The following is a 21,853-nucleotide window of genomic DNA, read 5'->3' as shown; positions in this document are numbered from 1 at the left end:
CGCTACCCGTTCGCGCCGTTCATGCCGAACAGGAGCCCGCGCTGGCCACCGGTGCCGCCAGGCGTTCCGCCGTGCCCGCCGTTGCCAACCAGCAGCGCATTACCGCCGTTGCCACCGGTGCCGGTCACCGTCCCGCCGTTGCCGCCGTCCCCGCCGTTGCCCACCAGGCCGGCCTGGCCGCCGAGCCCGCCGTTGCTGTTCGTTCCGCCGCCGCCGCCGGTGCCGCCGTCGCCGACCAAGAACCCGCCGGCTCCGCCATTGCCGCCGCCACCGAACGACAGCGAGCTACCGCCGAGGCCACCGTTACCCAGCAGCCACGCCCTGCCCCCCGCGCCGCCGCCCTCGAAGCCCGCGCCGCCGCCGCCGCCGTTGCCCCACAGGAACCCGCCGTTGCCGCCGGCCCCGCCGGTCCCGCCGGGCCCTCCGGCGGCGCCCAAGCCACCGTTGCCGAACAGTCCGGCGTCGCCGCCCTTGCCGCCGGCCGGGACGGACCCGTTGCCGGCCGCACCGTTGCCGCCGTTGCCGAACAGGATTCCGCCGTCCTCGCCGTTCGCGCCGGGCGTAGCGCCGTTATTGCCGTTGCCGATCAGCGGGCGGTTGAACAGCGCCCGGCTGGGTGCGTTGATCACGTCGAACAGCGGCTTCAAGGGGTTGGTGTTGGCGGCTTCTGCGGCGGTATAGGCCTGCGCGCCGCCGGCCAGGTTTTGCACGAATTGGTCGTGAAAGGCCGCAACCTGGGCGCTCAGCGCCTGATAGCTCTGGCCGTGCGCCGCGAACACCGCCGCGATGGCGGAGGACACCTCGTCGGCTCCCGCCGATGCCAACGTGGTCGTCTGGGCCGCCACCGCGGAATTGACCTCGCTGATTGTCGAGCCGAGGCGCGCCAGATCGTCGGCTGCCCCCGAGACCAACGCCGTATCTGCGACCAAAAATGACATCTCGGACCTCCCCGGTGAAGTGTCAGCGACCGCAAAATCGTATCGCCTTTTCGGCTGGTACGGGCACCAATGAACTTCATTGCGGGGCCGGATTCAATGAGGTCGCGCGGTCCAAGCGAGTTATTCGCGGGCGTCGGCGGTCGTAAACTCGGCGGGAACATCACGCCGGTCGCTTACGTTAGGAGCATTGTGACGACACGCGATCTCACTGCCGCGCAGTTCAACGAGACCATCGAGGGCAACGACATCGTGCTGGTCGACTTCTGGGCCTCCTGGTGTGGCCCATGCCGCCAGTTCGCGCCGACGTTCCACGCGTCGTCGGAGGAGCACCCCGACATCGTCTACGCCAAGGTCGACACCGAGGCCGAGCAACAGCTCGCCGCGGCCGCGCAGATCCGGTCCATCCCGACGCTGATGGCCTTCAAGAAGGGCAAGCTGCTGTTCAACCAGGCCGGTGCGCTACCGCCGGCGGCGCTGGAGGACTTGGTTCAGCAGATCAAGGCGTTCGACGTGGACGCGGCCGAGGCCGCCCAATCCGAGCAGGCCTAAACGAGTTGCCGCTGCGGCGCGGCGACATCCCAAGGCGCTGCCGCGCTGACGCGGCCTTCGGCGACGCGGAGATAAATGGATTTCAGCGTCTCGAGGTAACGGGTGACGGATTCCCGCGCGACGGGATTGTCCGGGAAGAACACCATGGCGTGCGTCTCGTTCTCGTACCGGTTGACGCGCAAGTCGAACCGCGCCGGAACCCCGCCGTCGTGGTGAATCTTGATGTTGGAGCCGCCCCATTCCGCCTTGACGATGGTGGATAGGGGAGGGCTGCTGGCGTCGAGGTGGAACAGCAGGGGAACGCGCCCCTGGGGCATGCTCAGCCACGGCGCCAGCTCCAGCACCCGGGAAAACGGCACGTTCGCCAGGGCCTTACCAGAATCGAACGACTGCTGCGCGGCCCGCACGGCGGCACCGAACGATGACCCACCGACGGGAATGGTGATCGGGACGAAACCGGTGAACCAGCCGATCGTCAGAAACTCGGCCCGGGAACTGCGGGTGTCGCACGCAATCAGCCCGTAATACGTTTCGGCGCCGGTCAATTCGTATTGCGCGAGGCCGGCGACGGCGAACACCCCGCCGCTGAAGCGGCCGCCCGCCGCAATGCACGCGGATTCGAAATCGGCCGTCTGTTGCTCGTCCATCAGCCGCACGAACATCAGGTCGCAGGCCCCCGACCCGTCGCCGAGCGACACCGGGCATTCCGGGAGGGTGCCGTCATTCTGTTCGAAGAAGTCGACCCAGGCCTGCACCTGCGGGGACTCCAGCGTCAGGGCGGACGTGTACTCGTGTTGCTGGACACAGTAGTTCTCGTAGCTGCCCGGGGCCGGAAGGGCCGGCGGCGCACCGCCGGCGAGCAGCGATGTGTACATCAGATACAGCTCCATGCGCATCGCACCGAGGAACTGCGCGTCGATGTACAGATGGTCGATGCTGAAGCAGAAGGTGAAGTGATCCGCGCGCTGAATTACGGCGAAGCGGAAGCAGTCCCAGTCCAACGGGCTCGGCGTGGCCACGATGTGCTCGCGGAATTCCTCCGGCGTCATGTCGTGCTTGATCGGAACGCATTGAATGTCGGCGGGATTGGGAACGGTGTGCCTCAGGATCCGGTCGCCGTCGGCAAATTCGAACCAGCTGTGATATGTGTCGTGCCGCCGAAGATGCGCGTTGATGACGTAGGTCAGAACCCGGATGTCGCAGCGGCCGGGCATGTCCCAGCTGCCGATACACAGCCGCGACATGTCCACCCCACGGCCCGCGTGGTCGACGAAATTACGCAGGTGACGGGCCTGCTGATGGCTGGGAGGAACAGCGCTTATCGGGGCTTGCCGGACCTTGGCGAGCGCGGCCGGCGAGGGATGCCAGCACACGATCGAACCGGGCTCGGGCGACCAATCGTGGATGGCCCCGAACGCCTCTTCTCCTGGGATGAACACATTCCCTCCCTAGTCTGCCTCATCGCCTGGACACAGCGAATTCATAGCTCTACCATTTGCTTTGCCGAACGGCGTTCCTGCCTCCATTGGTCGGATTCGGTTGCGGGACAACATATTTGCGCGCCAATGCCTCTGCTGCTGTCGCCCGCGCAAGACATCTCAACGGGCGTAGCTGGCACGCGCCCAATGGTGGCTAAAGATAGCAGACCAAACCAAGCCACGTGCGGCGTTTGCACGACATTTAACGTACGGTCGCGTGGCCGCGGCTCGATCGCCCCGAAGTGCGAACGCGACCCTGGCCGTCCGCGGTAGAGTCGCGCCCATGTGGGGCACGGTGCTGGCGTTGGCGCTGGTCGCGGGGGTGGACCCGGGGCGGATTGGGATCGCCCTGCTGCTGTTTTCGCGACGACGGCCGGTGCTGCACCTCTTTGCTCTCTGGCTGGGCGGGGTGGCGGTGGGTGTCGCCCTGGCCCTGGGCGCCCTCGTGGGGCTGCACGACGTCGTGCTCGGCGTCATGGACCGGGTGGAGGTTGCCAGCTCGAGCTCCACGGCGGGGCAGATTCAGGTCGCGATGGGCCTGCTCGCCCTGATAATCGCCGGCGCGATCGCGGTGGGCTTTTCGGTGCGCCGACCCGTCCCGGTGCCCGCCGGGGCTCCCCTGAACCGGGCCGAACCCACGGCTTTGTCCCGCGTGTCGACGCGCGCCGTACGAGCGCTGCAGTCCGGCCCGCCCTGGATCACCTTCCTGGTCGGGGTGGGGATAACGACCGACTTCCGCTACCTGGCGGCGCTCACCGTGATCCTGGCCTCCGGGGCCGCCCTGGGCACCCAGGTCAGCGCGGCGGCGGCGTACACGCTGGTTGGCCTGGCGTTTGCCGAGGTCCCGCTGATCTGCCAGCTGGCGGCGCCGGCGCGCACCGGCGCGATGATGTCGCGGGTGCACGACTGGGTACAGGCCCGCAGGCGGGCGGTCCTCGGGGTCGTGGTGGCGGTGCTGGGGGTTTTCCTGATGACCACCGGCATGGGCCACGTCTGAGCCAGGGCACGCTACCTTTCTCGGGTGAGTCTGGTACTGGTAGAGCAACCGCGGCCCGGTGTCGCGCTGATAACCCTCAATCGGCCCGAGCGGATGAACTCCATGGCCTTCGACGTCATGGTGCCGCTCAAAGAGGCCCTGGAGAAGGTCACCTACGACAATTCCGTGCGCGTCGTGGTGCTGACCGGGGCGGGCCGAGGGTTTTCCTCGGGCGCCGATCACAAGTCCGCGGGCACCGTGCCGCACGTCGCCGGGCTGACCCGCCCGACGTACGCGCTGCGCTCGATGGAGCTGCTGGACGACGTGATCCTGGGGCTGCGGCGGTTGCACCAACCGGTGATCGCCGCGGTCAACGGCCCCGCCATCGGCGGGGGACTGTGCCTGGCCCTGGCCGCCGACATCCGGGTGGCCTCCACCAGCGCCTACTTCCGGGCCGCGGGCATCAACAACGGCCTGACCGCCAGCGAACTGGGCCTCTCCTACCTGCTGCCCCGGGCGATCGGGTCGTCGCGTGCGTTCGAGATCATGCTGACCGGCCGCGACGTCAGCGCGGAGGAGGCCGAGCGCATCGGCCTGGTGTCCTGCCAGGTGCCGGAGGAACAGCTGCTGGACACCTGCTACGCGATCGCCGCGCGGATCGCGGCTTTCTCGCGCCCGGGAACCGAGTTGACCAAGCGCACGCTGTGGAGTGGACTCGACGCCGGTAGCCTGGAAGGGCACATGCAAGCCGAAGGCCTAGGACAGCTCTTCGTCCGCCTGCTCACCGCCAACTTCGAGGAAGCGGTTGCCGCGCGCGCGGAGAAGCGGCCGCCGGTTTTCACCGACGAGAAATAGCCCAGACAAGGGAAGTAACAGGAGTAGATGTGATCACGGCCACGGACCTCGAGGTCCGCGCTGGTGCGCGCATTCTGCTCTCGCCCGACGGCCCGGACCTGCGTGTGCAGCCCGGCGACCGCATCGGGCTGGTGGGCCGCAACGGGGCGGGCAAGACGACGACCCTGCGCATCCTGGCCGGCGAGAGTCAGCCCTACGCGGGATCGGTCGCCCAGATCGGCGAAATCGGTTATCTCCCACAGGATCCCAAAGAGGGCGATCTCGACGTGCTGGCCCGTGACCGGGTGCTGTCGGCTCGCGGATTGGACGTCCTGCTCACCGACCTCGAGAAGCAGCAGGCGCTGATGGCCGAGGTCGCCGACGACGACGCGCGGGACCGCGCGATCCGTCGCTACGGGCAGCTGGAGGAGCGGTTCGTGGCGCTGGGCGGCTACGGCGCCGAGAGCGAGGCCGGGCGCATCTGCGCGAGTCTCGGCCTGCCGGAACGGGTCCTGACGCAGCAGTTGCGCACGCTGTCCGGCGGTCAGCGCCGCCGCGTGGAACTGGCGCGCATCCTGTTCGCCGCCTCCGACAGCGGGGCCGGCTCGTCAACCACGCTGCTGCTCGACGAGCCGACCAACCACCTCGACGCGGATTCGCTTGGCTGGCTGCGCGATTTCCTGCGGGCGCACACCGGCGGGCTGGTACTCATCAGCCACAACGTCGAGCTGCTGGCCGACGTCGTCAACCGGGTGTGGTTCCTGGACGCGGTGCGCGGCGAGGTCGACGTCTACAACATGGGCTGGCAGAAGTACCTGGACGCCCGCGCGACGGACGAGCAGCGCCGCCGCCGGGAACGCGCCAACGCCGAGCGCAAGGCCGCCGCGCTGCGCACGCAGGCCGCCAAGCTGGGCGCCAAGGCCACGAAAGCCGTTGCGGCGCAGAACATGTTGCGCCGCGCCGATCGGATGATGGCGGCGCTCGACGAGGAACGAGTCGCCGACAAGGTGGCCCGGATCAAATTCCCCACCCCGGCCGCGTGCGGGCGCACCCCGCTGGTCGCCAAGGGCCTTTCCAAGTCGTACGGGTCGCTCGAGGTGTTCAGCGGTGTCGATCTGGCCATCGACCGCGGCTCGCGCGTGGTCGTGCTGGGTCTCAACGGCGCGGGCAAGACGACGCTGCTGCGCCTGCTGGCCGGCGTCGAAACCCCCGACAGCGGGGGGCTCGAGCCCGGACATGGCTTGCGGATCGGGTATTTCGCGCAGGAGCACGACACGCTCGACAACGACGCGACCGTCTGGGAGAACATCCGGCACGCCGCGCCCGAGTCGGGCGAGCAGGAGCTGCGCGGCCTGCTCGGCGCGTTCATGTTCAGCGGTCCGCAGCTCGACCAACCGGCGGGCACCCTTTCCGGGGGGGAGAAGACCCGGCTTGCGCTGGCCGGCCTGGTGGCGTCGACGGCTAACGTGCTGCTCCTCGACGAACCCACCAACAACCTCGATCCCGCGTCGCGCGAACAGGTGCTAGACGCGCTGCGCAGCTACCTGGGCGCGGTGGTGCTGGTGACCCACGACCCGGGCGCGGCCGAGGCCCTCGACCCGCAACGCGTCGTGCTGTTGCCCGACGGCACCGAGGACTACTGGTCCGAGGACTACCGGGATCTCATCGAACTGGCGTGATTTCGCCAAATCGGCCCGCGGCCGACGACGGCTTCTTACTCTATGTGCTTGGGGATCGAGCCCGGAGCATGGAGGGGACCTTGAAGACCGCAGTGAGAAGGCCGAAGAAGACGCGCGAGCAGATGTTGCACGAACTGCGCAACGCGTACGAGGGCGGCGCCAGCATCCGCAACCTGGTGGCCACCACCGGCAGGTCCTACGGGTCGGTTCACAGCATGCTGCTCGAGTCCGGTACCACGCTGCGCGGCCGCGGCGGCCCCAACCACACTTCGGCCCGGCGCCAGTCCCCGCGGGCGTAGCGTCACTGCGAAATCACGTCCCCTTGTTCACAGTGGCGTTACGCCTGCGCCCCAGCTTCCTTGCGCCGCACCGACTTTTCCACCAGATCGAGGACCGCGGACAGCCGGCGCGGATCCTCGCCGGACGCCAGCCGGGCCACCAAGCCGTCGAGAACCAGCTCTAGGTAGCACTGCAGGACGTCGCCGGGAACGTCGTCGCGCACCCGGTGCGCCTCCTTCTGCCGGCGCAGCCGATCGGTCGTCGCCGCCGCCAGCTCGGCGGAGCGATCCGCCCAGCCCTGGCTGAACACGGGATCGTTGCGCAGCTTTCGCGCTATCTCCAGCCGGGTCGCGAGCCAGTCGAATTGATCGGGGGCGGCGAGCATGTCGCGCATCACCTGGATCAGGCCCTCGCGGGACGCCACGTCGGCCATCCGCTCGGCGTCCTCGTGCGCCAGCGCGAAGAACAACGCGTCCTTGTCCCGGAAGTGATGGAAGATCGCGCCGCGCGACATCCCGATCGCCTTCTCCAGCCGACGCACCGTCGCCTTGTCGTAGCCGTATTCGGCGAAACAATGGCGGGCACCGTCGAGGATCTGGCGGCGGCGAGCCGCCAGATGGTCCTCGCTGACTTTTGGCACCGGCGGCCCGCGTTAGCCGGACTTGAGCATGTTGCGCAGCACGTACTGCAGGATGCCGCCGTTGCGGTAGTAGTCGGCCTCGCCGGGTGTGTCGATGCGCACCACCGCGTCGAACTCGATCGGGTCGCCACCCTCCTTGGCGGCCTTGACTTTCACCGTCTTGGGCGTCTTGCCGTCGTTGAGCGCCTCGATGCCGGTGATGTCGAAGACCTCGGTGCCGTCCAGCCCCAAGTCCCCGGCGGTCTTGCCCTCCGGGAACTGCAGCGGGATGACGCCCATGCCGATCAGGTTGGACCGGTGAATGCGCTCGAACGACTCGGCGATCACCGCCCGCACACCCAGCAGCAGCGTGCCCTTGGCCGCCCAGTCGCGCGACGAGCCCGACCCGTACTCCTTGCCGCCCAGCACCACCAGCGGAATGTTCTGTGCCGCATAGTTTTGCGCCGCGTCGTAGATGAACGCCTGCGGGCCGCCGTCCTGGGTGAAGTCACGGGTGTAGCCGCCGGCGACGTCGTCCAGCAGCTGGTTGCGCAGCCGGATGTTGGCGAAGGTGCCGCGAATCATCACCTCGTGGTTGCCGCGCCGCGAACCGAAGGAGTTGTAGTCCTTGCGGTCCACGCCGTGCTCGTCGAGGTACTGCGCCGCGGGCGTGCCCGGCTTGATGCTGCCGGCGGGGGAGATGTGGTCGGTGGTCACCGAATCGCCCAGCAGCGCCAGCACCCGGGCGCCGGAGATGTCGCTGACCGGCTCGGGGTCGGCGGACATGCCGTCGAAGTACGGGGGCTTGCGGACATACGTCGAATCCGGGTCCCACTCAAAGGTGTTGCCGCTGGGGGTCGGCAGGTTGCGCCAGCGCTCGTCGCCCTTGAACACGTCGGCGTAGTTCTTGGTGAACATCTCCTGGCTGATCGCCGAGGCGATGGTGTCCGAAACGGCCTGCTGCGACGGCCAGATGTCTTTGAGGAAGACCTCGTTGCCGTCCTGGTCCGTGCCGAGCGGCTGGGACTCGAAGTCGAAGTCCATCGTCCCGGCCAGCGCGTAGGCCACCACCAGCGGCGGCGACGCCAGGTAGTTCATCTTCACGTCCGGGTTGATGCGGCCCTCGAAGTTCCGGTTGCCGGACAGCACGGCCGCCACCGAAAGGTCGTTGTCGTTGATCGCCTTGGAGATCTCGTCGGGCAACGGGCCGGAGTTGCCGATGCACGTGGTGCAGCCGTAGCCGACGAGGTAGAAGCCGAGCTTCTCCAAATACGGCCACAGGCCGGCCTTGTCGTAGTAGTCGTGGACCACCTGGGAGCCCGGCGCCATCGTGGTCTTCACCCACGGCTTGGCGGCCAGCCCCTTCTCGACGGCGTTGCGGGCCAGCAGCGCCGCGCCCAGCATCACCTCCGGGTTGGAGGTGTTGGTGCACGAGGTGACCGCCGCGATCACCACCGCGCCGTGATCGAGCACGAACTCGCCGAGTTCGTCCGAGCGGACCGTCACCGGGCTGCTCACCCGGCCCTTCGCGTGCTTGGCGGCCGACTCCACCTTCGGGGCGTCGTCCGCGTGACCGTTCTCCAGCGCCCCCGGGTCGCTCGCCGGGAACGTCTCGTCGACGGTCTCGTCGAGCTTCGAGTAGGCCTTCTTGTCGGGATCGTCGCCGACATAGTTCGGAATCTGCTCGCGGAACGTGGATTTCGCGTCAGACAACGCGATGCGGTCCTGCGGGCGCTTGGGGCCGGCGATCGACGGCACCACGTCGGACAGGTCGAGTTCGAGGTATTCGGAGAAGGCCAGCTCGTGCTCGGGGTTGTGCCACATGCCCTGTTCCTTGGCGTACGCCTCGACCAGGGCCAGCTGTTCGTCGCTGCGGCCGGTGAAGCGCAGGTAGGAGATGGTCTCCTCGTCGATCGGGAAAATGGCTGCGGTGGAACCGAATTCGGGACTCATGTTGCCCAGGGTGGCACGGTTGGCCAGCGGCACCTCGGCCACGCCTTCGCCGTAGAACTCGACGAACTTGCCGACGACGCCGTGCTTGCGCAGCATCTCGGTCACCGTCAGCACGACGTCGGTGGCCGTGACGCCGGCCTGGATCTCGCCGGTCAGCTTGAAGCCGACGACGCGGGGGATGAGCATCGACACCGGCTGGCCCAGCATCGCTGCCTCGGCCTCGATGCCGCCCACGCCCCAGCCGAGCACGCCGAGGCCGTTGACCATCGTGGTGTGCGAGTCGGTGCCCACGCAGGTGTCCGGGTAGGCCACCCCGTCGCGGGTCATCACCACACTCGCCAGGTATTCGATGTTGACCTGGTGCACGATGCCGGTGCCCGGCGGCACCACCTTGAAGTCGTCGAAAGCGCCCTGGCCCCAACGCAAGAACTGGTAGCGCTCGCCGTTGCGCTGGTATTCGATCTCGACGTTGCGCTCGAAGGCGTCGGGGCGGCCGAACAGGTCGGCGATCACCGAGTGGTCGATCACCAGGTCGGCGGGGGCCAGCGGGTTGACCTTGTCCGGGTTGCCGCCGAGGTCGCCGACGGCCTCGCGCATGGTGGCCAGGTCGACGATGCACGGCACGCCGGTGAAGTCCTGCATCACCACGCGGGCCGGCGTGTACTGGATCTCAATGCTGGGCTCCGCCTTGGGATCCCAGTTGGCGATGGCTTCGATGTGGTCCTTGGTGATGTTGCTGCCGTCCTCGTTGCGCAGCAGGTTCTCGGCCAGGACCTTGAGGCTGTAGGGGAGTTTCTCGGTATTGGGGACGGCATCCAGGCGGTAGATCTGGTAACTCTTGTCGCCGACCTTGAGGGTGTCGCGGGCTCCGAACGAGTTCACAGAATCAGTCACTTCAACTCCCAAGGATTAAGTTCTTCCGCCGACGGGCCATGTCGGCGGTGCGGTGTCACTTTAACAGTACGCTTGTCCTGTATACGGCGGGGTGCCCGCCGTTCCAGTCTTGTCGCGCGCGGCGCGGGATTAAACCCCCAGCGGCCGAAGAATCCGCGCCGACCATCGCACTACAGTGTCGGCATGACCGGGCACTCGTTTCTGCCGCTCTACATTCCGGTGGACGTCGACATGACCGCGATCAAGGCTCAGGTCGCCGCCAACGGCGTCAGCGCGCCGCCGGCGGCCATGCCCGGGCTGATCGATGTCGTCAACCAGGCGCACGCCGACGGCATCAACCTCAAGATCGTCCTGCTCGACCACAACCCGCCGAACGACACCCCGCTGCGCGACATCTCCACCGTCGTCGGCGCCGACTATCACGACGCCACCGTCCTGACGCTGAGCCCGAGTTACGTCGGCACCTACAGCACGCAATTCCCGCGCGTCACGCTCGAGGCCGGCGAGGACAACGCCAAGACGGGAAACCCGGTGGTCTCGGCGCAGCATTTCCTGCACGAGCTGAATACGCCCGAGTTCCCCTGGACGGGGCTGACCATCTTCCTCCTGATCGCTGTGCTCGCGGCGGCCGTGGGCACCCGATTTCTGCAGTTGCGCGCCAAGCGCGCAGCAACGCCGGCCGGCGCGCCGGATCCGCCGGCCGAAACGGCCGGCGACGCCCAGTAACGGCCCCTGACACGCGGGTCCGGCGCGAGTTGCCTCGTCGGGCCGTCGCCCGCGATTTCCAGCGGCAAACCTTGCAGGTCACCGTTCGGTCACATTAAACGCACGTCAAGAGTGCAGTTTGTGACGAGCGTTTCCACGGCGTCATATGTGACGTACGGTGCAAATGGTGCTCGTGTTGTTTGTGGCGTTTTCAGAAAGGCCGTGCCTGGCGCCGCCCGTCCGCGTTGAGCCGTAGGAGACCTGCCGAATGAGACGTATGCGCTGGGCATCGTCTGCGCGACCGGCCGCCAGGCTGCTCCGGCCGGTCGCTCCGTCGGTGCTGAGCGTGGCCATGTTGATGTGCACCCCGGGTCTGGCCGACGCCGACCCCGCCGCCGACAGCATGGCCGCGTTGATCGCCAACGTCGCCAAGGCCAACCAGCGCCTGGAAGACCTGACCGCCGAGATCCAGACCGAGCAGGAAAGTGTCAACAAGGCCCTGGTCGACGTCGAGACCGCGCGCGACAACGCCACCGCCGCCGAGCACGACGTCGAGGCCAGCCAGCAGGGGGTCAAGGACGCCAACGCAGCGATCGCCGCCGCGCAACACCGGTTCAACACCTTCGCGGCGGCCACCTACATGAACGGGCCGTCGGGCAGCTACCTGACCGCGACCAGCCCCGAAGACATGATCGCGACCGAGAGCGCCGCGGAGACCCTGACCGCGAGCTCGCAGGCGGTGATGGACAAGCTGCAGCGAGCCCGGACCGAGCAGGTCAACAAAGAGTCGGCCGCGCGGCTGGCCAAGCAGAAGGCCGACAAGGCCGCCGCCGACGCGAAGGCGAGCCAGGACGCCGCGGTGGCCGCGCTCACCGATTCCAAGCGCAAGTTCAACGACCAGCGCGAGCAGGCCACCCGGCTGGCGGCCGAGCGCGACCAGGCCCAGGCGAAACTCGAAGCGGCCCAGCGCGAATGGTCCGCGGGACATGGTGGGTCCGCCGTCCCGCTCTCGGGGGACCGGTGGGATCCGGGGTCACCCGCCGGCGCCCCGCCCACCGGCGGCCGCCGGTGGGACGGCCTGTGGGACCCGACGCTGCCCATGGTGGCCAGCGCCAACGTCCCCGGTGACCCGATCGCCGTGATCAACCAGGTGCTGGGCATCTCGGCGACCTCGACGCAGGTCACCGCCGGGATGGGCCGCAGCTTCCTACAGCAGCTGGGCATCCTCAAGCCCGACGACACGGGTATCACCAATGCGGCACCCGGCGGCACCGCCGGCCGCATCCCCCGGGTGTACGGGCGGCAGGCCACCGAGTACGTGATCCGGCGCGGCATGTCGCAGCTCGGCGTGCCCTATTCGTGGGGTGGCGGCAACGCGGCGGGGCCCAGCAAGGGCATCGACTCCGGTGCCGGGATCACCGGCTTCGACTGTTCGGGTCTGGTCCTGTACTCGTTCGCCGGCGTGGGCATCAAGCTGCCGCACTACTCGGGTTCGCAGTACAACCTGGGCCGCAAGATCCCGTCGTCGCAGATGCGCCGCGGCGACGTCATCTTCTACGGACCGGGCGGCAGCCAGCACGTGACGCTCTACCTCGGCGGCGGCCAGATGCTGGAAGCCCCCGACATCGGTTTGAAGGTTCGCGTCGCGCCCGTGCGCACCAGTGGGATGACGCCGTATGTGGTCCGCTACATCGAGTGGTGACGATCGATTACTGAACGAGGAGCTATGCGCCGCAAACGGTTTCGCCTGATCAACCTGACCTGCATCACCGCAATGGTGACCGGGCTGATGTTGTCTGTCGCCGCGCCGGTTCCCGTGGCCGGCGCCGACCCCGGGTGGGATCCCACCCTGCCGGCCACCATCAGCGCCGGCGCGCCCGGCGATCCGCTCGCCGTCGCCAACGCCTCGCTGCAGGCCACCGCCCAGGCCGCGCAGACCACGATGGACCTGGGCAAGCAGTTCCTCGGCGGGCTCGGGATCAACCTGGGGGGCGATCCGGCTCCCACCGCGGCGACCCCCACCAACCCCGGCGGCAAGATCCCGCGGGTCTACGGCCGGCAGGCGATCGAGTACGTGATCAAGCGGATGGGTTCGCAGATGGGCGTGCCGTATTCGTGGGGTGGCGGTTCGCTGGACGGGCCCAGCAAGGGCGTCGGCGACGGCGCCAACATCAACGGCTTCGACTGCTCGGGCCTGATGCGCTACGGCTTCGCCGGTGTCGGGGTGCTGATCCCGCGGTTTTCCGGTGACCAGTACAACGCCGGGCGCCACATTCCCCCGGACCAGGCGAGGCGCGGCGACCTGATCTTCTACGGGCCGAACGGCGGCCAGCACGTCACCATGTACCTGGGCAACGGCCAGATGCTGGAGGCGTCGAGCCTCGCCGGCAAGGTCACCGTCAGCCCGGTGCGCAAGCCCGGCATGACGCCGTTCCTGACTAGGATCATCGAGTACTGATCGCGGGCCAGGCCGGCCATCAGCTGGGCGAGCGTCGACGGAAACCGGCAGGCCTGGAATAGTTGGTCCAGGGCACGTCGCTGCCCGGCAGTCGTGTCCGTTTGAGCGTGGAGGGTTCTTGATGACATCAGCAGGTGGGCCGCCCCCGGGCGCCAGCAGCTACCCGGGCCAGGCTGGTCCTTCCGGCCCTCCGGCCCACGAGGCGCCTCCGGGTGGCGGTAATGGGCTGGCCGCCGAGGTCCACACGCTGGAGCGGGCCATCTTCGAGGTCAAACGCATCATCGTCGGACAGGACCAGCTCGTTGAGCGCATGCTGGTCGGCCTGCTGTCCAAGGGGCACGTCCTGCTCGAGGGCGTTCCCGGCGTCGCCAAGACGCTGGCCGTGGAGACGTTCGCGCGAGTGGTCGGCGGGTCGTTCGCCCGCATCCAGTTCACGCCCGACCTGGTGCCTACCGACATCATCGGTACCCGCATCTACCGGCAGGGCAAGGAGGAGTTCGACACCGAACTCGGCCCGGTGGTGGTCAACTTCCTGCTGGCCGACGAGATCAACCGCGCGCCGGCGAAGGTGCAGTCGGCGCTGCTGGAGGTGATGCAGGAACGCCACGTGTCGATCGGCGGCAAGACCTTCCCGCTGCCCAACCCGTTCCTGGTGATGGCCACGCAGAACCCGATCGAGCACGAGGGTGTCTACCCGCTGCCCGAAGCCCAGCGGGACCGCTTCCTGTTCAAGATCAACGTCGGCTACCCGACGCCGGAGGAGGAGCGGGAGATCATCTATCGGATGGGCGTCAAGCCGCCGGTGCCCAAGCAGATCCTCAACACCGGCGACCTGCTGCGGCTGCAGGACATCGCGTCCAACGTCTTCGTCCACCACGCGCTGGTCGACTACGTGGTGCGGGTCGTCACCGCCACCCGTAACCCCGAGCAACTCGGCATGAACGACGTCAAGACCTGGGTCTCGTTCGGCGCGTCACCGCGCGCCTCGCTGGGCATCATCGCCGGCGCCCGTTCGCTGGCGCTGGTGCGTGGCCGCGACTACGTGATCCCGCAGGACGTCGTCGAGGTCATTCCCGACGTGCTGCGGCACCGGTTGATACTCACCTACGATGCGCTCGCCGACGAGATCTCGCCGGAGATCGTCATCAACCGGATTCTGCAGACGGTGGCCCTGCCGCAGGTGAATGCCGTTCCGCAGCAAGGTCATTCGGTCCCCCCGGTGATGCAGACCGTGGCGGCTAGCGGTCGGTGACCGACCCCCAGAAGCCCGCGGTGCGTCATCCGCCATCGTTCGAGCGCGGGCAGATCGACGACCCGAAGCTGTCGGCGGCGCTGCGCCAGCTCGAGCTCACGGTCAAGCGCAAGCTCGACGGCGTGCTGCACGGTGATCATCTCGGCCTGATCCCTGGGCCGGGCACCGAGCCGGGGGAGTCGCGCGAGTACCAGCCCGGCGACGACGTCCGGCGGATGGACTGGGCCGTCACCGCGCGCACCATGCACCCGCACGTCCGGCAGATGATCGCCGACCGCGAACTGGAGACCTGGATGGTGGTCGACATGTCGGCCAGCCTGGACTTCGGCACCACGGTGTGTGAGAAGCGCGACCTGGCGGTGGCCGCCGCGGCGGCGATCACTTTCCTCAACAGCGGCGGCGGCAACCGGCTCGGCGCGATCATCGCCACCGGCGCGACCATCACCCGGGTCCCGGCCCGCTCCGGGCGCCAGCACGAGCAGACGCTGTTGCGCACCATCGCCACCACGCCCAAGGCGCCGGTGGGGGTGCGCGGCGATCTGGCGACCGCGATCGACGCGCTGCGCAGGCCCGAACGCCGCCGGGGAATGGCCGTCATCATCAGCGACTTCCTCGGCCCCATCAACTGGATGCGCCCGCTTCGGGCGATCGCGGCCCGCCACGAGGTGCTGGCGATCGAGGTGCTCGACCCGCGCGACGTCGAGCTGCCCGACATCGGCGACGTCGTGTTGCAGGACGCCGAAACCGGCGTCACCCGGGAATTCACCATCGACGCCCAGCTGCGTGACGACTTCTCCAAGGCGGCCGCGGCGCACCGCGCGGAGGTGTCCCGCACCATCCGCAGCTGCGGGGCCCCGGTGCTGACGCTGCGCACCGACCGGGACTGGATCGCCGACATCGTCCGCTTCGTCGAGTCCCGCCGGCGCGGGGCGCTGGCGGGCCGGCAGTGACACTGCCCCTGCTGGGCCCGATGACGCTGTCGGGCTTCGCGCACGCGTGGTTTTTCCTTTTCCTCTTCGCGGCGGTCGGGCTGGCCGCGCTGTACATCGTGCTGCAGCTGGCGCGGCAGCGGCGGATGCTGCGGTTCGCCAACATGGAGCTTCTGGAAAGCGTTGCGCCGCAACGCCCCTCGCGTTGGCGGCACCTGCCGGCGATCCTGCTGGTGCTGGCGCTGGTGCTGTTCACGATCGCGATGGCGGGGCCGACGAACGACGTCCGGATTCCCCGCAATCGCGCGGTGGTGATGCTGGTGATCGACGTGTCGCAGTCGATGCGCGCCACCGACGTCCCGCCCAACCGCATGGCGGCCGCGCAGGAGGCCGCCAAGGCGTTCGCCGACGAGCTGACCCCGGGGATCAACCTCGGCCTGATCGAGTACGCGGGCACCGCGACGGTGCTGGTGTCGCCGACGACCAACCGGGAGGCGACCAAGAACGCGCTGGACAAGCTCCAGTTCGCCGACCGCACCGCCACCGGGGAGGGCATCTTCACCGCGTTGCAGGCGATCGCCACCGTGGGCGCGGTGATCGGCGGCGGCGACACGCCGCCGCCCGCGCGCATCGTGTTGTTCTCCGACGGCAAGGAGACGATGCCGACCAACCCGGACAACCCCAAGGGCGCCTTCACCGCCGCGCGTACCGCCAAGGACCAGGGCGTGCCGATCTCGACGATCTCGTTCGGCACCCCGTACGGGTTCGTCGAGATCAACGACCAGCGCCAGCCCGTACCCGTCGACGACTCGACCATGAAGAAGGTCGCCGAGCTCTCCGGCGGGAACTGGTACAACGCCGCGAGCCTGGCCGAGCTGAAGGCCGTCTACGCGTCGCTGCAGCAGCAGATCGGCTACGAGACGATCAAGGGTGACGCCAGCTCGGGCTGGCTGCGGCTGGGTGCGCTGGTGCTGGCGCTCGCGGGGCTGGCGGCGCTGCTGATCAACCGGCGCCTGCCGACCTAGCTTTGCCGCCGAGCGTCACGCCAGCGCGACGGTGGGCGTCGATCGCCGCGCTAGTGTGACGCTCGCGGCGCGACAGGGGGGAGATTTCGGGCGTGCCGCGGTGAGGCGATAGGTTGGCGGGGTGACTGAAGTAGCCACCGACGGCGTCAAACCCGCGTTCGTATCCCGTTCGGTCCTGGTGACGGGCGGAAATCGGGGGATCGGTCTGGCGATCGCACAGCGGTTGGCGGCAGACGGGCACAAGGTGGCCATCACGCACCGCGGATCCGGGGCGCCCGAGGGGCTGTTCGGCGTCGAGTGCGACGTCACCGACAACGACGCCGTCGACCGCGCCTTCAAGGAGGTCGAGGAGCACCAGGGCCCGGTCGAGGTGCTGGTGTCCAACGCCGGCATCTCCAAAGACGCCTTCCTGATCCGGATGACGGAGGAGCGGTTCACCGAGGTCATCAACGCCAACCTCACCGGGGCGTTCCGGGTGGCCCAGCGGGCGTCGCGCAGCATGCAGCGCAAGCGGTTCGGCCGCATCATCTTCATCGGGTCGGTGTCCGGTATGTGGGGCATCGGCAACCAGGCCAACTACGCGGCCGCCAAGGCCGGCCTGATCGGCATGGCCCGCTCGATCTCCCGCGAGCTGTCCAAGGCCGGCGTGACCGCCAACGTGGTCGCCCCCGGCTACATCGACACCGAGATGACGCGCGCGCTGGACGAGCGGATCCAGGCGGGCGCACTGGAATTCATCCCGGCCAAGCGGGTCGGCACCGCCGAGGACGTCGCCGGGGCGGTCAGCTTCCTGGCGTCCGAGGATGCGGGCTACATCGCCGGCGCGGTCATCCCGGTCGACGGCGGCATGGGCATGGGCCACTGAGTAGAAGGACGGATATGGCAGGACTGCTCGAAGGCAAACGGATTCTGGTCTCCGGGATCATCACCGACTCGTCGATCGCGTTTCACATCGCCAAGGTCGCCCAGGAAGCGGGGGCGCAGCTGGTGCTGACCGGATTCGACCGGTTGCGCCTGATCCAGCGCATCGCCGACCGGCTGCCGGAGAAGGCGCCGCTGATCGAGCTCGACGTGCAGGACGAGAAGCACCTGGCCACGCTGGCCGAGCGGGTGACGGCCGAGATCGGCGAGGGCAACAAGCTGGACGGCGTGGTGCACTCGATCGGCTTCATGCCGCAGACCGGGATGGGCATAAACCCGTTCTTCGACGCTCCGTACGAGGATGTGTCGAAAGGCATTCACATTTCCGCCTTTTCGTACGCCTCGCTGGCCAAGGCGCTGCTGCCGATCATGAACCCCGGTGGCTCCATCGTCGGCATGGACTTCGACCCGTCGCGCGCGATGCCGGCCTACAACTGGATGACGGTGGCCAAGAGCGCGCTGGAGTCGGTCAACCGGTTCGTGGCGCGCGAGGCAGGGCCGTACGGCGTGCGGTCGAATCTCGTTGCGGCCGGCCCGATCCGGACGCTTGCGATGAGTGCGATCGTCGGCGGCGCGCTCGGCGAGGAGGCCGGCGCCCAGATGCAGCTGCTCGAGGAGGGCTGGGACCAGCGCGCACCGATCGGCTGGAACATGAAGGATCCCACACCGGTCGCCAAGACGGTGTGCGCGCTACTTTCGGAGTGGCTGCCGGCCACCACCGGCACCATCATCTACGCCGACGGCGGCGCCAGCACCCAGTTGCTCTAAGCACCAATGGATTTCGACGCGGTCCTGCTGCTGTCCTTCGGCGGTCCGGAAGGGTCCGAGCAGGTGCGGCCCTTCCTGGAGAACGTCACCCGGGGCCGCAACGTGCCGCCCGAGCGCCTGGATGAAGTCGCCGAGCACTACCTGCATTTCGGCGGCGTGTCGCCGATCAACGGCATAAACCGCGCCCTGATCGCCGAGCTGCGCGCGGAACTGGACCTGCCGGTCTATTTCGGCAACCGCAATTGGGGGCCCTACGTCGAGGACACCGTTGCCACCATGCGTGACAACGGCGTTCGCCGTGCCGCGGTGTTCGCCACGTCGGCGTGGAGCGGATATTCCAGCTGCACGCAGTACGTCGAAGACATCGCCCGGGCGCGCCGGGTGGCCGGGCCGGGCGCGCCCGAATTGGTGAAGCTGCGGCCCTATTTCGACCATCCGCTTTTCGTCGAGATGTTCGCCGGCGCCGTCGCCGCCGCGGCCGAGACCGTGCCGGAGGACGCGCGGCTGGTCTTCACCGCCCATTCGGTCCCGGTGGCCGCGGACGACCGCTTCGGCCCCCGGCTCTACAGCCGCCAAGTCGCCTATGCCACAAGGCTCGTCGCTGCGGCCGCCGGCTACACCGACTACGACCTGGCGTGGCAGTCGCGCTCGGGACCGCCCCAGGTCCCGTGGCTGGAGCCGGACGTGGGCGACCATCTGGCGACGCTGAGCGCCAAGGCCGTCATCGTCTGCCCGATCGGGTTCGTCGCCGACCACATCGAGGTGGTGTGGGACCTCGACCACGAGTTGCGATTACAGGCCGAGGCCGCGGGCATGGCCTTCGCCCGCGCCGCAACTCCCAACGCCGACAGGCGATTCGCCCGGCTGGCCGCGGACCTGATCGACGAGCTGCGCCACGGCCGGGCGCCGAATCGGGTGGACGCAACGGATCCGGTGCCCGGCTGCCTCGCCAGTGTCAACGGCGAGCGGTGCCGGCCGCCGCACTGCGCGGCGCGGGTAAGCAAGGACTAATCGGCCCAGGCCGAGTGCAGGATCGCGTCGACCGCGGCCATCCGCGCCGAACGCACCACCGTGGTCAGCGGGCGCAGCGCATCGGTGGCGATCTGCGCTTGCGACGACGACTGGGTGATCCCCGCGGCGATGCGGTCTGCGGGGGAGTCGGATCGGCTCAGCCCGGCGCTGACGGCGATGATGGCGTCGACGTGCGTGGCGTTCTCCAGCACCCGCAGCGCGCGCGACGGCGCATGCTCGGGAATGCGGTGCTGCCGTGCAGATTCCAGCAGCTGCTCGACGAGCCCGCGCGGGTCGTCGACGTCCGATGCGGCGCCCAACCCGATGGCGCCGAGCGCATCCGCGGCCGAGCGCACGGCGGACCGCAGCGCGTACTCCGCGTCGCCGAGCTCGTACGGGTGGGGCGGCGCCGCGCCGGGCAGCGAGTACACCGTCCAGGACAGCGCGCACAATTCGTCCAGGCTCGCGTCGTCGGGCCCGTCCAGATCGCCGTAGCTGAACTCGGGGACCAGCCCGACGGCGGAGGTCGGATCGTCGGGGTTGGTGATGATGACCGCCTCGCCGGCCGCGAGCGCGTCGCTCTCGAACTGCGTTCCCGCCGCCAGCCCCCGCACGTCGCCGGGCACCGGCAGAACCAAGTTGATCGTCCCCCGCAAACGACCGGGCCGCGCGGAGGGTGCCGAAATCGCCGGCCGGCCAACCGCCGCGCGCAGGGTTTGCAGCAGCGTGACCGTCCCGGCGTCGTGGACGTCGGGCCACGGCAGTCCCGTGTGCCCGGCGGCGACGGCATCATACGCGGTGACCGATTGCTTTGGCGCCCAAAGAGATAACGCGTCCAACACATCGTCGGGCGCGGCCTTTCCCGCGAGCCAGGCGTTGGCCCACAGGGATAGCGAGACACTCGGACACCACATGATCTCGGAGTGTAGTTGTTTGGTCCGGCAAAGGCGGATTACGCGTATTCTGACCGCATGCCCGCCGCGGTGATTTGGCTCATATTCGCGCTGGTACTTGCCGGTGCGGAAGCGCTGACCGGCGACATGTCCCTGTTGATGCTTTCCGGCGGCGCGTTGGCCGCCGCGGGCAGCACTTGGCTGCTGGGCTTGCCGATCTGGGCCGACGCGGCGGTGTTCGTGGTCGTCTCCGTGCTGCTGCTGGTGTTGGTGCGGCCGGCGCTGCGGCGGCGGCTCACGCCCGCGAAGGGGTTGCCGACCGGCATCAAGGCGCTGGAGGGCAAGAGCGCGCTGGTCCTGGACCGCGTCGCGCGAGACGAGGGCCAGGTGAAGCTGGACGGTCAGGTATGGACGGCCCGGCCACTCAACGACAACGATGTCTACGAACCCGGCGACCGGGTGACGGTCATGCAGATCAATGGCGCCACCGCGGTGGTGTTCAAGGACATGTAATCGCTGGGGCAGAAATAGGAGGAAGCACGATGGCTGGGATCGCTCTGTTGGTGGTGGCGCTTGCGATCATCGTCTTCGGGATCATCGTGGTGGCGAAGTCCGTTGCGCTGATCCCGCAGGCCGAGGCTGCGGTGATCGAGCGCCTGGGCCGTTACAGCCGCACGGTCAGCGGGCAGCTGACGCTGCTGGTGCCGTTCATCGACCGGGTGCGCGCCCGCGTGGACCTGCGCGAGCGGGTGGTGTCGTTCCCGCCGCAGCCGGTGATCACCGAGGACAACCTGACCCTCAACATCGACACCGTGGTCTACTTCCAGGTCACCGTGCCGCAGGCGGCGGTCTACGAGATCAGCAACTACATCGTCGGCGTCGAACAGCTCACCACCACCACCCTGCGCAACGTGGTCGGCGGGATGACGCTGGAGCAGACGCTGACCTCCCGCGACATGATCAACGGCCAGCTGCGCGGCGTGCTCGACGAGGCCACCGGCCGCTGGGGCCTGCGGGTCGCCCGGGTGGAGTTGCGCAGCATCGACCCGCCGCCGTCGATCCAGGCCTCGATGGAAAAGCAGATGAAGGCCGACCGGGAGAAGCGGGCGATGATCCTGACCGCCGAGGGCATGCGCGAGGCGGCGATCAAGGAGGCCGAGGGCCAAAAGCAGGCGCAGATCCTGGCCGCCGAGGGCGCCAAGCAGGCCGCGATCCTGGGCGCCGAGGCCGACCGGCAGTCGCGGATGCTGCGCGCCCAGGGTGAGCGGGCCGCCGCCTACCTGCAGGCGCAGGGGCAGGCCAAGGCCATCGAGAAGACGTTCGCCGCGATCAAGGCTGGCAGGCCCACCCCGGAGATGCTGGCCTACCAGTACCTGCAGACACTGCCGGAGATGGCGCGCGGCGACGCCAACAAGGTGTGGGTGGTGCCCAGCGACTTCAGCTCGGCGCTGCAGGGATTCACCAAACTCCTGGGCGCCCCGGGCGAGGACGGCGTGTTCCGGTTCCAGCCGTCCCCGGTCGACGACGTCCCGAAGCACGCCGCCGAGTCCGACGACGCCGAAGTCGCCGACTGGTTCTCCACCGAGACCGACCCGGCGATCGCCCAGGCGGTCGCCAAGGCCGAGGCGATAGCCCGCGCCCCGGTCGACGGGGAGCCCGGAGCGCCGCCGCGGCTGACCCAATAGGCTCGGG

The 21,853-nt window shown here is 68.6% G+C and carries 21 protein-coding genes; 16 read left to right on the top strand and 5 right to left on the bottom strand.

Annotated elements, in window-relative coordinates; all coding sequences use genetic code 11:
- Positions 1 to 2 precede the first annotated feature (2 nt).
- Complete coding sequence (locus AC5Y5E_RS06250) at positions 3 to 938, bottom strand: PE family protein (protein WP_499902119.1); 936 nt, start codon at positions 936 to 938, stop codon at positions 3 to 5.
- 189 nt (positions 939 to 1,127) lie between these two features.
- Between AC5Y5E_RS06250 and trxA the strand changes: the two genes are divergently transcribed.
- Positions 1,128 to 1,487, top strand: coding sequence for a thioredoxin (trxA, locus tag AC5Y5E_RS06245; protein ID WP_499902118.1), 360 nt, complete (start codon positions 1,128 to 1,130; stop codon positions 1,485 to 1,487).
- On the opposite strand, the gene AC5Y5E_RS06240 is transcribed toward trxA, so the two are convergent.
- Entirely contained in the window at positions 1,484 to 2,926 is a 1,443-nt protein-coding gene (locus AC5Y5E_RS06240; RefSeq protein ID WP_499902117.1) for a condensation domain-containing protein, read from the bottom strand. The genes trxA and AC5Y5E_RS06240 overlap by 4 nt on opposite strands.
- A gap of 322 nt (positions 2,927 to 3,248) precedes the next feature.
- On the opposite strand from AC5Y5E_RS06240, the gene AC5Y5E_RS06235 reads away from it, so the two are divergent.
- From AC5Y5E_RS06235 to AC5Y5E_RS06220, 4 genes are all read left to right on the top strand, one after another.
- Positions 3,249 to 3,962, top strand: coding sequence for a GAP family protein (locus AC5Y5E_RS06235; RefSeq protein ID WP_499902116.1), 714 nt, complete (start codon positions 3,249 to 3,251; stop codon positions 3,960 to 3,962).
- Positions 3,963 to 3,986: 24 nt separating this feature from the next.
- The gene (locus tag AC5Y5E_RS06230; protein WP_499902115.1) at positions 3,987 to 4,796 is read left to right on the top strand and encodes an enoyl-CoA hydratase; all 810 of its coding nucleotides are present in this window, start codon (positions 3,987 to 3,989) and stop codon (positions 4,794 to 4,796) included.
- Positions 4,797 to 4,825: 29 nt separating this feature from the next.
- Positions 4,826 to 6,454 carry an ABC-F family ATP-binding cassette domain-containing protein gene (locus AC5Y5E_RS06225; RefSeq protein ID WP_499902114.1) on the top strand — a complete coding sequence of 543 codons (1,629 nt, stop codon included), beginning with the start codon at positions 4,826 to 4,828 and terminating at the stop codon, positions 6,452 to 6,454.
- 92 nt (positions 6,455 to 6,546) lie between these two features.
- Positions 6,547 to 6,753, top strand: coding sequence for a helix-turn-helix domain-containing protein (locus AC5Y5E_RS06220; RefSeq protein WP_499902617.1), 207 nt, complete (start codon positions 6,547 to 6,549; stop codon positions 6,751 to 6,753).
- A gap of 38 nt (positions 6,754 to 6,791) precedes the next feature.
- Here AC5Y5E_RS06220 and AC5Y5E_RS06215 read toward each other — a convergent pair whose 3' ends face one another.
- Both AC5Y5E_RS06215 and AC5Y5E_RS06210 read right to left on the bottom strand, forming a co-directional pair.
- Positions 6,792 to 7,373: a TetR/AcrR family transcriptional regulator gene (locus AC5Y5E_RS06215; protein WP_499902113.1), complete on the bottom strand. Its 582-nt coding sequence runs from the start codon at positions 7,371 to 7,373 to the stop codon at positions 6,792 to 6,794.
- A gap of 12 nt (positions 7,374 to 7,385) precedes the next feature.
- Positions 7,386 to 10,199 (bottom strand): aconitate hydratase, encoded by a 2,814-nt coding sequence (locus AC5Y5E_RS06210; RefSeq protein WP_499902112.1) that lies wholly within the window; start codon positions 10,197 to 10,199, stop codon positions 7,386 to 7,388.
- 183 nt (positions 10,200 to 10,382) lie between these two features.
- Here AC5Y5E_RS06210 and AC5Y5E_RS06205 point away from each other — a divergent pair, with 183 nt between their 5' ends.
- The 9 genes from AC5Y5E_RS06205 to AC5Y5E_RS06165 all read left to right on the top strand — a co-directional run bounded on the left by AC5Y5E_RS06205 (position 10,383) and on the right by AC5Y5E_RS06165 (position 19,268).
- The gene (locus AC5Y5E_RS06205) at positions 10,383 to 10,925 is read left to right on the top strand and encodes an Rv1476 family membrane protein (protein WP_499902111.1); all 543 of its coding nucleotides are present in this window, start codon (positions 10,383 to 10,385) and stop codon (positions 10,923 to 10,925) included.
- A 247-nt stretch (positions 10,926 to 11,172) separates the two neighbouring features.
- The gene (ripA, locus tag AC5Y5E_RS06200) at positions 11,173 to 12,606 is read left to right on the top strand and encodes an NlpC/P60 family peptidoglycan endopeptidase RipA (protein WP_499902110.1); all 1,434 of its coding nucleotides are present in this window, start codon (positions 11,173 to 11,175) and stop codon (positions 12,604 to 12,606) included.
- A gap of 24 nt (positions 12,607 to 12,630) precedes the next feature.
- Positions 12,631 to 13,362: an NlpC/P60 family peptidoglycan endopeptidase RipB gene (ripB, locus tag AC5Y5E_RS06195; protein WP_499902109.1), complete on the top strand. Its 732-nt coding sequence runs from the start codon at positions 12,631 to 12,633 to the stop codon at positions 13,360 to 13,362.
- Positions 13,363 to 13,483: 121 nt separating this feature from the next.
- Complete coding sequence (gene moxR1, locus AC5Y5E_RS06190; protein WP_499902108.1) at positions 13,484 to 14,614, top strand: chaperone MoxR1; 1,131 nt, start codon at positions 13,484 to 13,486, stop codon at positions 14,612 to 14,614.
- Complete coding sequence (locus AC5Y5E_RS06185) at positions 14,611 to 15,564, top strand: DUF58 domain-containing protein (protein ID WP_499902107.1); 954 nt, start codon at positions 14,611 to 14,613, stop codon at positions 15,562 to 15,564. The genes moxR1 and AC5Y5E_RS06185 overlap by 4 nt, the downstream gene beginning before the upstream one ends.
- A complete protein-coding gene (locus AC5Y5E_RS06180; RefSeq protein ID WP_499902106.1) occupies positions 15,561 to 16,568 on the top strand; it encodes a VWA domain-containing protein in 1,008 nt (335 codons plus the stop codon). Before AC5Y5E_RS06185 ends, AC5Y5E_RS06180 begins: the two co-directional genes overlap by 4 nt.
- A 121-nt stretch (positions 16,569 to 16,689) precedes the next feature.
- The gene (gene fabG1 / locus AC5Y5E_RS06175) at positions 16,690 to 17,433 is read left to right on the top strand and encodes a 3-oxoacyl-ACP reductase FabG1 (RefSeq protein WP_499902105.1); all 744 of its coding nucleotides are present in this window, start codon (positions 16,690 to 16,692) and stop codon (positions 17,431 to 17,433) included.
- A gap of 14 nt (positions 17,434 to 17,447) precedes the next feature.
- The gene (gene inhA, locus AC5Y5E_RS06170) at positions 17,448 to 18,257 is read left to right on the top strand and encodes an NADH-dependent enoyl-ACP reductase InhA (RefSeq protein ID WP_499881827.1); all 810 of its coding nucleotides are present in this window, start codon (positions 17,448 to 17,450) and stop codon (positions 18,255 to 18,257) included.
- Positions 18,258 to 18,263: 6 nt separating this feature from the next.
- Complete coding sequence (locus AC5Y5E_RS06165; protein WP_499902104.1) at positions 18,264 to 19,268, top strand: ferrochelatase; 1,005 nt, start codon at positions 18,264 to 18,266, stop codon at positions 19,266 to 19,268.
- Here the strand turns inward: AC5Y5E_RS06165 and AC5Y5E_RS06160 are convergent.
- Positions 19,265 to 20,182 carry an Rv1486c family protein gene (locus AC5Y5E_RS06160; protein WP_499902103.1) on the bottom strand — a complete coding sequence of 306 codons (918 nt, stop codon included), beginning with the start codon at positions 20,180 to 20,182 and terminating at the stop codon, positions 19,265 to 19,267. The two genes, AC5Y5E_RS06165 and AC5Y5E_RS06160, sit on opposite strands and share 4 nt — an antisense overlap.
- 57 nt (positions 20,183 to 20,239) lie before the next feature.
- Between AC5Y5E_RS06160 and AC5Y5E_RS06155 the strand changes: the two genes are divergently transcribed.
- Both AC5Y5E_RS06155 and AC5Y5E_RS06150 read left to right on the top strand, forming a co-directional pair.
- Positions 20,240 to 20,674, top strand: a complete 435-nt coding sequence (locus tag AC5Y5E_RS06155) for an NfeD family protein (RefSeq protein WP_499902102.1) — start codon at positions 20,240 to 20,242, stop codon at positions 20,672 to 20,674.
- 29 nt (positions 20,675 to 20,703) lie between these two features.
- On the top strand, positions 20,704 to 21,846 hold the full coding sequence (locus AC5Y5E_RS06150) for an SPFH domain-containing protein (RefSeq protein ID WP_499902101.1): 1,143 nt from the start codon (positions 20,704 to 20,706) through the stop codon (positions 21,844 to 21,846).
- Positions 21,847 to 21,853 lie beyond the last annotated feature (7 nt).

The organism is Mycobacterium sp. NGS54 (genome assembly GCF_059812465.1).
This window is presented reverse-complemented; position numbering and strand designations above follow the sequence as displayed.